This window comes from Kocuria subflava (assembly GCF_012163155.1).
GTDB classification, from domain to species: domain Bacteria; phylum Actinomycetota; class Actinomycetes; order Actinomycetales; family Micrococcaceae; genus Kocuria; species Kocuria subflava.
Window position 1 is genome coordinate 147,333 of the sequence record NZ_JAAVUN010000003.1, and the last position, 10,039, is coordinate 157,371.

Here is a 10,039-nt window from a genome sequence, read left to right on the forward strand (position 1 = left end):
GGTCAATCCATCCCCAAGGAGAAGGCGTCATCCAGATCGTGTTGGCTGTACATCCGGAAGGCAATCTGAGTCACAGTCTCCACCACACCTTCAACCTTTGACAGCTTGTCCGCGATCACCTCTGCCAGGTGATCGTGTTGCTGCACGCGAACCATGGCAATCAGATCCCAGTCGCCAGTGACGGAGTAGACCTCCGAGACACCCCGGATCTCCGAAATCTCCTGCGCGACCTCCGGGATGCGCTGGGGTTCGGTGCGGACCATCACGATGGCAGTGAGCATTGGTGTCTCCTTGACTGGTTAAGGGTGGCGCAGACTGTGCCGGGGGTCAGGCCGAGGTGTTGGACGCGGAGCGGGTGTGGCGTCGTCGTCGTAGAACGGTCCCGGCGATGGCCCGCCACCCGACCAGGAACACCAAGAGCACCGTGGACGCCACCAGGATGAATGATGGCTCCACTCCCTGCCCGGAGACCGTGCGCAGGGCCATGCCACCCACAACGGTCACGATCCACAAGAGCAGACCTCCTTGGATCGAGATCCCGGGTCGCCCGGCCATGGCGATTCCCACCCAGCCCACGGCAGCGGCTGCCAGGAACGGCCAGGCGGTGTCCGGGAAGCCCAAGGGGTTCTCTCCGTGCGCTGCACGACCCACAGTGGCGAACACGCAGATCAGGAGCACATCGATCACCACCCACAGCACCACGGCACCGCGGACGTTTTTCACGGGGAGTTTCACGCCGGCTGCGGGGGGAAGTGGTTCCGGGATCATGAGTAGACCTTTCAATGCCGGCGCAGGTGCACACGGCGGACGGGTTCGGGCGTCGCAACGGACGCGTCCAATTTTACGCGAGTGGTGGGCGTCACCCGATTCCTGGTTATGGTGGGGCCATGGAGACTGCATTTCAGGACAATCCCGTGAACACCGTTGGCCAGTTGCCCGCTGAAGGTGAGCAGGCGCCGTCGTACACCCTGGTGGGTACGGACCTCTCAACCGTCAGTGCGCAGGATCTGACCGGGCGCCGCGTGGTGCTCAACATCTTCCCCAGCCTGGACACCGGCGTCTGTGCCGCCTCTGTGCGCCGCTTCAATGAATTGGCTGCGGGCCTGGAGAACACCACGGTGCTGTGTGTGTCAGCTGACCTGCCCTTTGCACAGGAGCGGTTCTGCGGCGCCGAGGGCATCGAGAACGTGGTGGCGGCTTCCAGCTTCCGTTCCACTTTTGGTCAGGATTGGGGCGTGGAGATGGTGGACGGACCGTTGGAGGGTCTGCTGGCCCGTGCCGTGGTGGTCCTGGATGAGGACGGCACGGTCACCTACACGCAATTGGTTCCGGAGATCACCCAGGAACCCAATTACGACGACGCCGTAGCGGCCCTGAGCTGACGGAGCTGAACCGGTGAGTGCTTCCGTCAAGGTGGGGGCAGAAGTGCTGAGCGCTGCTGCCCCCGCCGTCATCGTGCCGTTGACTTCAGTTGCCGCTGATGATCTGGTCGCGGAAGTTCGGGGTGCTGTGGAGGCCGGTGCCGACATCGTGGAGTGGAGGGCCGACCATTGGTTGGCCTGCCACGGTGCCGGGTCTGACGGGCCAGGCCTGACGGAAGTGTTGACCCAGCTGCGGCAGGCGGCTGGTGCCGTACCCGTTCTGTTCACAGTGCGTACCACGGCGGAGGGCGGAGCGGGTCCGGAAGGCGATCAGTACACGCAGCTGCTGGAGTCCGTGATCCGGGCGCACAGTGCTGATCTGGTGGACATCGAATACCGCAGGGACGGTGCGCAAGCACTTTTCACGCTGGCCCGCGAGCACGATGTACCGGTGGTTGCCAGTTACCACGACTTCCATTCCACTCCGCCTGCGGAGGAGATCATGGCGATCTTGAGAGAACAGGAGGACATGGGGGCCGGGGTGGCAAAGGTGGCCGTGATGCCGCAGACGGCCGCAGATGTGGCCACCCTCATGCTTGCCACCGCACGTCACACGGAGCGTGCCGGAATCCCTGTGATCACCATGTCCATGGCCGGGCTGGGTGCAGTCTCCCGGATCAGTGGGCACGTGTTCGGATCCGCAGCCTCTTTCGGGTCTGTGGGCCGGGCATCCGCCCCGGGACAGATTCCGGTGGAGGACCTGAAATCCCTGTTGGATGGGGTCAACCGGGCAACGGCAGGCTCATAGCCTGGAGGTGTGCTGGCGCCGTTGGGTCCCCAGCGCATCCACCACTGAAATCACCAGAGCAACCACCAACACCACCCCGATCAGGGAGTAGGTGGTGTCCGCGGCAACGTCTGCACCATGCGGCAACAGGTGGAAGTACACACCCGTCATCCCGGCGGTTCCCACGGCGGTGCCGATGCGCTGACCGGTCTGGGTGATGGCTGCAGCCGTACCGCCCTGTGCCACCGGCACTTCCCGCAGTGTGAGCGTTTGGTTGGGGCTGGTCACCAACCCGCCGCCGATGCCAATGGGCGCCATGGAAACGGCCAGGATCCACAGGGGAACGCTCTGCTGAGTGATCAGCGGGGTCATGATCACCGTGGCGATCAAGCCGACCAGCATGATGAGCAGCCCGATCACCACGGTCCAGCGTCCGATGCGGACCACCAGGCGGCCGCCCAGCTGAGCCGACACCGCCGTGAACACGGCCGCCGGAAGGGTCAGGAGGCTTGCCGTCAGTGCCGATTCGCCGAACCCTTGCTGCACCAGTTGGGCCTGGATCACCCAGATGGAGGTGGCCGCCATGAAGTACACGCCAATCATCATGGAACCCAGGGTGTAGCTGCGGATCCGGAAGAGATCCAGGTCCACCATGGGCTGGTTGCCGATTGCCTGGTAGCGCCGCTCCCAGCGCACCCAGATCCAGGTGAGCACCAAGCCTCCCGGGAGCAACCACCATGCGGATGGATGCCGTGAGGCCAGCATGAACGGGAGCATGATGGCCAGCACCGCGGTGCCCAACAGGGCTGCCCCCACAGGATCAATGTCCAGCTTGCGGCCGCCCCTGGGCCGGGGCCGTAGGTCCATCCAACGCCAAGCCAGCACCGTGATGGCCGCGCCCACGGGGACGTTGATGCCCAGCGTGGTGCGCCAACCCACCTCCACAGGGAAGATCCCCAGGAGGAAGCCGCCGATCACCGGTCCCACGGACACGGCCACACCCACCACGGCACCAAAGGAGGCGAAGGCTCGGGCCCGCTCCACACCCTGGTAGTGCTGTTGAATCAGCCCGGCCACCTGGGGGTTGACCAGTCCGGAGGCCACACCCATGACCACCCGGGCCACATTGAGCCAGGTGATCGACGGCGCCAGGGCTGCCGCCAGTGATGACACCGTGAACAGTGCAATTCCGGCAATGAAGATGCGTTCCCTGCCCAGCAGATCACCGGCACGGCCTGCTGCAACCAGCACAATGCCGAAGGACAAGGCGTATCCGGAAAGGATCCACTGCAGCCCGGTGTCCGTGGCTCCCAAACCCTCCTGGATGGACGGGAGAGTCACGTTGACGATGCTCACGGCCATCAGCGCCATGAACAAGGAGGACAGCAGAATCACCAGAATGCGCCCACGGTTGGGGTCTGGTGAGTTGCCCTCGGGCGCGGGGTGGGGGTGGGAATTCACCCGCTCGATGCTACGCCCAACACACCGCCAGGCGCCGTGGATGCGGGGGATCTCACCCCCGTCCACGGCGCCTGGCGGTGATGGCAGCCGGTCAGCGCGTGTCAGGAACCGTAGGCTCGCTGGACACCGCTGCGGTCATAGGGGGAGAAGCTCAAGTTGGCTGAGCCTCCGTTGCACTGCGGGTAGTGCATGATCGACACCGAGTCGTACGGAGTCAGGGGTGTCCAGTTGTTGTCCTCAAAACACGTGCCGGCCTCAGGTCGGGTGTGTTCGTGACGGAAGCCCAATGTGTGGCCGAGTTCGTGAGCCATGATGGCCTCCTGCTGCCATCCGGAGGAGTAGAACTGGTCGGCCACCAGCACGTTACGGCTGGACTTGGGCGAATTGGGGAAGAACGCGCGTGCAATGTATCCGGTGGATGAGGTGGGTTCCACGGAGAACACCACATAGTTGTTGCGGGTGTTGCAGTTGCCGTCCTGAGAGGACACGTAGCGGAAGTCAATGCCGGACGAGGAGTTCTCCCACATGGCGGCCCCTCGCTGCATGGCGTTGACTACCGTGGCCTTGCGGGAGCCAAAGTTGTTGGACACGCAATAGGTCAGGTTCTTGGCCTGGGAAGCAGGCCACAGGGTGGCGTTGCCGTAGACGTCCGTGTTGGCAATCAGGTCACCTGTTCCGCCGGACTCCGGGGCCACCGGTCCGCTGGGCAGCGAATCGTAGAACTTGAACAGGGAGCCCGTGTTGGGAACGGGAATGTCGCCGTCCACAATGTACTGCCCGTCCGTGTCGCGGAAAGTTTCCGATTCGAATTGTTGCCAACTGGGTTTCTGGTGGGAGTGATCTGCCCAGGTTTCATGGGCAGAAACGGCAGGGGCGGTGGACATGGCCAATGCAGTGGCTGCAACGGCAGCGCCAATTCGCATGAGGGTTTTCATGGTTGAGTCCTTTCCCGCAGATGAATGGTTTCACCCACGGACTGCGGAGACGGGGGACAACTGGACACAACTGTCACGGGCCCAGGGGTGACAGGTGTGGCCAATGGATCCAACTGCGATCCAACCAGGTTTGACTAGTTCAAACACGCACACAGTATCGATCATCGGGCTGTGGTGACAACGGATCGCACAACGGGGGATGGGTGGATGCATGCGGGTTCATATCCGTTTGGTGACACATCACGCGCGGAATGGTGCGCTGCGGCAGTCTCATCAAACAATGCCCACCACTGGATTTTCCGGTTAAAAAAGTCTGATCTAGACCTTGATTTCCATGCAGATGGGTGCATTTATTCTGTTTCACCCTGGACCAAAGTCCAGTAAAGCGTTCTGTGTCAATCAGTGGCATCACTGGAGAAGTATTCCTCTGCATTCAGCACGGTTCTGTGGACGTGCGCTGAGGAGGCTCGGCCAACTTCATGCTGTTGAATAGGTCGAGGTGCCGGACATGATGGGGGGAGACCGCCGGTGGATTACGCCGTGACTGATGTTCACGTTGACACCGCACAGGCTCGATTCGCCGTGCGGGCAGTTGGAAACCCTGGTGGCCCGGTGGTTGTGGCTCTGCACGGGTTTGCTGACCACCCCGCCACCTTTGATGCCTTGGGACGCCACCTTGCAGCTCACGGATACGTGACAGTTGCCCCCTATCTGAGGGGCCACGCGCCTTCCCCGTTGGACGGTGGACCGTCGTTGTCAGCGCACGCGGCCGATCTCCACGCCCTGGTTGACGAGCTCTCGCCTGATCGGCCCGTGTTGCTGATCGGTCATGGTGAGGGCGCTTGGGTGGTGCATCAGGCATTGGGCCGCGGCATGAAAGCCCACAAGGTGGTCGCTCTGGGGGCGGCCGGGCCTGACGTGGTTCAGCATCTGATGCGCCGCGATCCGCGGGTGGCGTGGTCCATGCGCCATGTTTTGCTGCCGCGCATGGGGTCCTGGGGGAGACGACGCATCCTGGGTTCGGACGCGCAAGCCATCACCGCCCTGTGGGACAGATGGTCGCCGGGTTACCGGCCTCAGACTGAGCACATGGAACGGATCGCCGCCACTTTCCGGTCTTCAGGCAGTGGCCCCCTGGGTCTCCTGGACCTGGCGAGTGCCGAGCCTGGCAGCGCCGTTGCACGAGAGTCCACGCTGTGTCTGATGGGTGAAAACGACGCCGCTGTGCCACCACACCTCTTGCCGGGGCGTCACAGCATGTTGACTGGCCGGCGCAGCACGTTGTCTGGCGCCCACATGCGTGTTCTTCCCGGCGTGGGGCATTTTCCCCACCTGGAAGCACCCGAAGTGACGTTTGATGCGATCACACAGTGGTTCGCCCAGCCGTAGGTCCACCGCACGGTGGGGCGCTGCGTCGTCGTGATCGGTGTCGGTGCCTGACGATAGCCTAATGGGTATGACGTCACAGGGCACGGGTGCAGACCACGGAGTTCAGATCCAGCGTGTGGGGGATGGGCCCAAGAATCTGGTGTTCCTGCATGGGCTGATGGGCCGCGGAAAGAACTTCTCCCGGTTTGCCAAGGAAATCAGCACGGAATGCACGGTGCTCCTGGTGGATCTGCCCAACCACGGCGCGTCCGCGTGGACGGAAACCATTGACTACCGGGAGACGGCAGAGCAGGTTTCAGCAGCGGTGGAGGCTGAATTGGGGGAGCAGCCGTACCACCTGGTGGGACATTCCATGGGCGGCAAAGTGGCCATGACCATGGCGTTGACCCGGCCGGAGCTCATTGAAAAATTGATGGTGGTGGACATTGCACCGGTACAGAGCTGGAACAGCGGGGGAGAGTTCCCGCATCTGCTGGGCAGCCTGCGTTCCGTGGACCTCACGGCGGTGGCCAACCGTGGTGAGGTGGATGAACAGTTGTCCGAGCCCATTCCGCATCCCACCGTCCGTGGGTTCCTGATGCAGAACCTGCGTCACAAGGACGGTCAGTTCGGTTGGCAGCCCAATCTGGACTTGCTCTACAGCAGCCTTGACACCATTGGTGGGTTCCCCGAGTTCGACTCCACGTTTGACGGGCCCGTGACCTGGGTGGCCGGCGGCGAGTCCCAGTACGTCAAGGAGGAATACCGGCCCGCCATGAAAAAGCTCTTTCCCCAGGTCCGCAAGGTCACCGTCAAGGGTGCTGGGCACTGGGTGCATTCGCAGAAGCCGGAAGAGTTCACGCAGTTGCTGCGGCACTTCCTGGACTGATCGGTGTGTAGCGGCGTGAGGCATGTTTAGGCTGGGCGCATGGACATGCGCATTCAGCTGGCAGACATCACCACCCTCACCGTTGATGCCGTGGTCAATGCGGCCAATTCCAGATTGATGGGCGGCGGGGGAGTCGACGGCGCCATTCACCGTGCCGGTGGTCCTGACATCCTTGAGGCCTGCCGTGCCCTCCGCCGCGATTCTTTGCCAGACGGCCTGCCCACGGGTCAGGCAGTGGCGACGACGGCGGGGCATCTGCCGGCCCAATGGGTGATCCACACCGTGGGGCCCGTGTACTCGCAGAAGGAAGATCGCTCCGAGCTGCTGGCCTCGTGCTACCGCGAATCCTTGCGCGTCGCCGTTGATCTGCACGCTGGAACCGTGGCGTTTCCCACCATTTCCGCAGGCGTCTACGGCTGGCCACTGGAGGATGCCACGCGCATCGCGGTGGAGACCGTGCAGGACATGGCCGAGGAGGTTGAGGGCACTGTGCAGGAGGTTCTGTTCGTACCGTTCAGCCAGGCCGCGGAAGACGCCTACCGGCGCCACATCGCCGGGTGCTGAGAACTGGCACCGCCGGGTACGTGAACCGGATCTGTCACAAACGGGACCCGGCAATCGTCATCATTGACGACACCCGTTCCCTGAGTTGAGGAGTTCCACGTGCCACGGATGAACCTGCAGAAGAGCCACAAAATGGCATACGCCGCCGTTCTGGGGCTTGAGGGATACACGCGGATGCGAATGCCGGCCCGTCTCAACGAACTGGTCAAACTGCGTGCTTCCCTGCTCAACGGCTGTGGGTACTGCATCGCCATGCACACCAAGGCGCTGGAGAAGGCAGGGGAGTCGCAGGAGAGGATGGATGCGCTGGAAGGTGAGGTTCCGTCGTCGTTGTTCGACGAGCGTGAGCTGGCGGCCCTGGCGCTGACCGATGCGGTCACCCGGTTGGAAATGGGCGGTGTGCCCGATGATGTGTGGGATGAAGCGGCGCGGGTGTTCAGTGAAGCCGAACTGGGAGATCTGGTGGTGGCCATTGCAACCATCAATGTCTGGAACCGGATGGGCATTGCCACCAAGCTGGACGCATGAACCCAACTCAGGTCTGGATCGCCGAGCGCCCCCGTCTGATCGGTTTGGCCTACCGGGTCCTGGGCAGTTGGTACGACGCCGAAGACGTGGTCTCGGAAGTGTGGCTGCGGCTGAATGCTCAGGAGGAGTTGAGCAACCCGCGGGCCTGGCTGACCACGGTGACCACGCGACTGGCCATCGACCGTGGACGGCAGCTCCGTGCCCGGCGGGAGGACTATGTGGGGCCGTGGCTGCCCGAACCGGTCTCCACCAGCCTGCTGCCGGAGGAGTCCGCCGAACTGCGGTCGTCACTGCGGCTCGGAATGCTGCGCCTGATGGACGGCCTGGAACCGGAGGAACGGGCCATCTTGGTGCTGCGCGAGGCTTTTGAGCTCCCGTACGCGGAGATCGCAGCCACCGTGGGCCGGAGCCCTGCAGCCTGCAGGCAGGTGGTCAGCCGGACCAAGAAGCTCCTGCCCGCCCTCACAACTCCCGACCGGGCACCGGATGGTGACAGCGAACGTGCTCTCACGGCGCTGGTGGATGCCGTCATGGCGGGGGACATGGACACGGTTCTGGAGCTGCTGACGGATGACTGCATTCTGTGGTCGGATGCCAACGGTCAACGCAAAGCCGCCCGCTGGCCCATCTACGGGGCGGAGAAGGTGGCCAGGATGCTGTTCGGCGTCACCGCCGGGATCACCGCAGCCAGGCCGGAAGTCAAGGCCGTCAACGGAGGACAGTCGTACCACTTCACCTGGCCGGACGGCGCCTGGATGGTCACCCTGGAGCTTGACCACGGCCTGGTCGCCGGCCTGCAGATCATGATGAACCCCGCCAAACTGGAATTCATCGGGTGAAAGGTTTGGATGTGGACGGGAAATTCAAGTTCGTCGCCATTGCAGCAGGGCCCAGGCATTCATTGGCCGTCCGTGAAAACGGAACGGTGATGTCGGCAGGATCCGCAGTGGACGGGTCCCGCGACGTGGATCAGTGGCACGACATCGTGGCAATAGCGGCTGGCAACGTCCACGCCGCCAGCAATACAGGCAAGGCCCATTCCGTCGGTCTGCGGGTTGATGGAACTGTTGTGGCCACAGGCTGGAATCAACACGGACAGTGTGAGGTCGGGCAGTGGCGCGACATCGCTGCGGTAGCGGCCGGATGGCGTCGGACACTGGGTGTCTGCTATGACGGCACGGTCCACGCGGCAGGGCGCACCATCGAGGGTGCATGTGACGTCAACGCTTGGCGCGACATCGTGGCGGTGTCTTGCGGGGATTGGCATTCAGTCGGTCTGAAGGCTGATGGGACCGCGGTGGCTGTTGGTAACAACAATCGTGGCCAGTGCAATGTGGATGAATGGCAGAACCTGGTTGCCGTCAGTGCGGGGTCTACGCACACTCTAGGCCTGGCGGAGGACGGACGAGTTCTCTGTACCTCTATCCAGCATCGCCGAATGCGCGAGGTCTTTCACTGGCGCAACGTTGTGGCGCTGGGCTCGGGAAGTCACCACTCACTGGCGATCACGGAAGGTGGTCGTGTCCTGGCGGCGGGGGACAACACACATGGTCAATGCGAGGTCTTCGGCTGGGAGGAGATCCTGGCTGTGACAGGTGGAGCCACGTACTCCCTTGGACTGCGTACCGATGGGACGGTGGTCAGTACACGTGAATCGTGGATTTAGGGCGTGAGGATCATGCCTTTCATACAGCGGGCACCACTCCGTGACACGACGCTGGCATTGCTAGCCCGCCGTCATGACGGATGGGCCGATCGGATGTATGGGTTTGTCGGTCGAGTGCGTTCTGATCTGCATCGATTGTCGCCGCAGCAGGCTCTAGAGGAACAGGCCAGGGGAGCGGTGCTCATTGATCTGCGAACACTGGCTCACCGCGCCGACTCGGTGGAGATACCTGGCGCCCTGGTCATCGATCTGACCGTGCTCCCATGGCGACTGGATCCCACGTTCGAGTGGCGTATCCCAGAGGCCATCAGCTGGGATCAGAGATACGTCCTGATCTGCCGACACGGGTACTCGTCGTCGTCGGCGGCCTGATCAGAAAGTGACTCACGTCGTGCTGAATCCAGAAGGAGGGTGCTTCTATGGTTTTCGTCAAGCGGCTAGGGCCACGGTGGGCGGGGTGGGTTCTTGGTAGAAAGATCC

General features: G+C 63.0%; 13 protein-coding genes. 9 read left to right on the forward strand and 4 right to left on the reverse strand.

The annotated features are described in order from the left end of the window. Nucleotides 1–2: 2 nt before the first annotated feature. Together GTW58_RS03195 and GTW58_RS03200 are read right to left on the reverse strand one after the other, a co-directional pair. Nucleotides 3–281, reverse strand: a complete 279-nt coding sequence (locus GTW58_RS03195) for an Lrp/AsnC family transcriptional regulator (protein WP_047692012.1) — start codon at nt 279–281, stop codon at nt 3–5. A 46-nt stretch (nt 282–327) separates the two neighbouring features. Next, entirely contained in the window at nt 328–768 is a 441-nt protein-coding gene (locus GTW58_RS03200; protein ID WP_119932221.1) for a DUF3054 domain-containing protein, read from the reverse strand. A gap of 119 nt (nt 769–887) precedes the next feature. Between GTW58_RS03200 and tpx the strand changes: the two genes are divergently transcribed. Then, entirely contained in the window at nt 888–1,382 is a 495-nt protein-coding gene (gene tpx, locus GTW58_RS03205; protein WP_119932220.1) for a thiol peroxidase, read from the forward strand. A gap of 13 nt (nt 1,383–1,395) precedes the next feature. Beyond that, on the forward strand, nt 1,396–2,169 hold the full coding sequence (aroD, locus tag GTW58_RS03210; RefSeq protein ID WP_119932219.1) for a type I 3-dehydroquinate dehydratase: 774 nt from the start codon (nt 1,396–1,398) through the stop codon (nt 2,167–2,169). Here aroD and GTW58_RS03215 read toward each other — a convergent pair. Next, nucleotides 2,164–3,609, reverse strand: a complete 1,446-nt coding sequence (locus GTW58_RS03215) for an MFS transporter (protein WP_232817929.1) — start codon at nt 3,607–3,609, stop codon at nt 2,164–2,166. The genes aroD and GTW58_RS03215 overlap by 6 nt on opposite strands. Before the next feature lie 101 nt (nt 3,610–3,710). Continuing rightward, complete coding sequence (locus tag GTW58_RS03220; protein ID WP_119932218.1) at nt 3,711–4,544, reverse strand: M57 family metalloprotease; 834 nt, start codon at nt 4,542–4,544, stop codon at nt 3,711–3,713. 540 nt (nt 4,545–5,084) lie between these two features. Between GTW58_RS03220 and GTW58_RS03225 the strand changes: the two genes are divergently transcribed. The 7 genes from GTW58_RS03225 (at nt 5,085) to GTW58_RS03255 (ending at nt 9,931) form a co-directional block, all read left to right on the forward strand. Then, nucleotides 5,085–5,933 (forward strand): alpha/beta fold hydrolase, encoded by an 849-nt coding sequence (locus GTW58_RS03225; RefSeq protein ID WP_157980421.1) that lies wholly within the window; start codon nt 5,085–5,087, stop codon nt 5,931–5,933. A 67-nt stretch (nt 5,934–6,000) separates the two neighbouring features. After that, a complete protein-coding gene (locus GTW58_RS03230; protein ID WP_189587252.1) occupies nt 6,001–6,801 on the forward strand; it encodes an alpha/beta fold hydrolase in 801 nt (266 codons plus the stop codon). Nucleotides 6,802–6,840: 39 nt separating this feature from the next. After that, nucleotides 6,841–7,365: an O-acetyl-ADP-ribose deacetylase gene (locus tag GTW58_RS03235; RefSeq protein ID WP_119932215.1), complete on the forward strand. Its 525-nt coding sequence runs from the start codon at nt 6,841–6,843 to the stop codon at nt 7,363–7,365. 108 nt (nt 7,366–7,473) lie between these two features. Continuing rightward, nucleotides 7,474–7,893, forward strand: a complete 420-nt coding sequence (locus GTW58_RS03240; RefSeq protein ID WP_119932214.1) for a carboxymuconolactone decarboxylase family protein — start codon at nt 7,474–7,476, stop codon at nt 7,891–7,893. After that, entirely contained in the window at nt 7,890–8,732 is an 843-nt protein-coding gene (locus GTW58_RS03245) for a sigma-70 family RNA polymerase sigma factor (RefSeq protein ID WP_119932213.1), read from the forward strand. The genes GTW58_RS03240 and GTW58_RS03245 overlap by 4 nt, the downstream gene beginning before the upstream one ends. After that, a complete protein-coding gene (locus GTW58_RS03250; protein WP_232817928.1) occupies nt 8,729–9,559 on the forward strand; it encodes an RCC1 domain-containing protein in 831 nt (276 codons plus the stop codon). Before GTW58_RS03245 ends, GTW58_RS03250 begins: the two co-directional genes overlap by 4 nt. 177 nt (nt 9,560–9,736) lie before the next feature. Further along, on the forward strand, nt 9,737–9,931 hold the full coding sequence (locus GTW58_RS03255; protein WP_232817927.1) for a rhodanese-like domain-containing protein: 195 nt from the start codon (nt 9,737–9,739) through the stop codon (nt 9,929–9,931). Nucleotides 9,932–10,039: the final 108 nt, after the last annotated feature.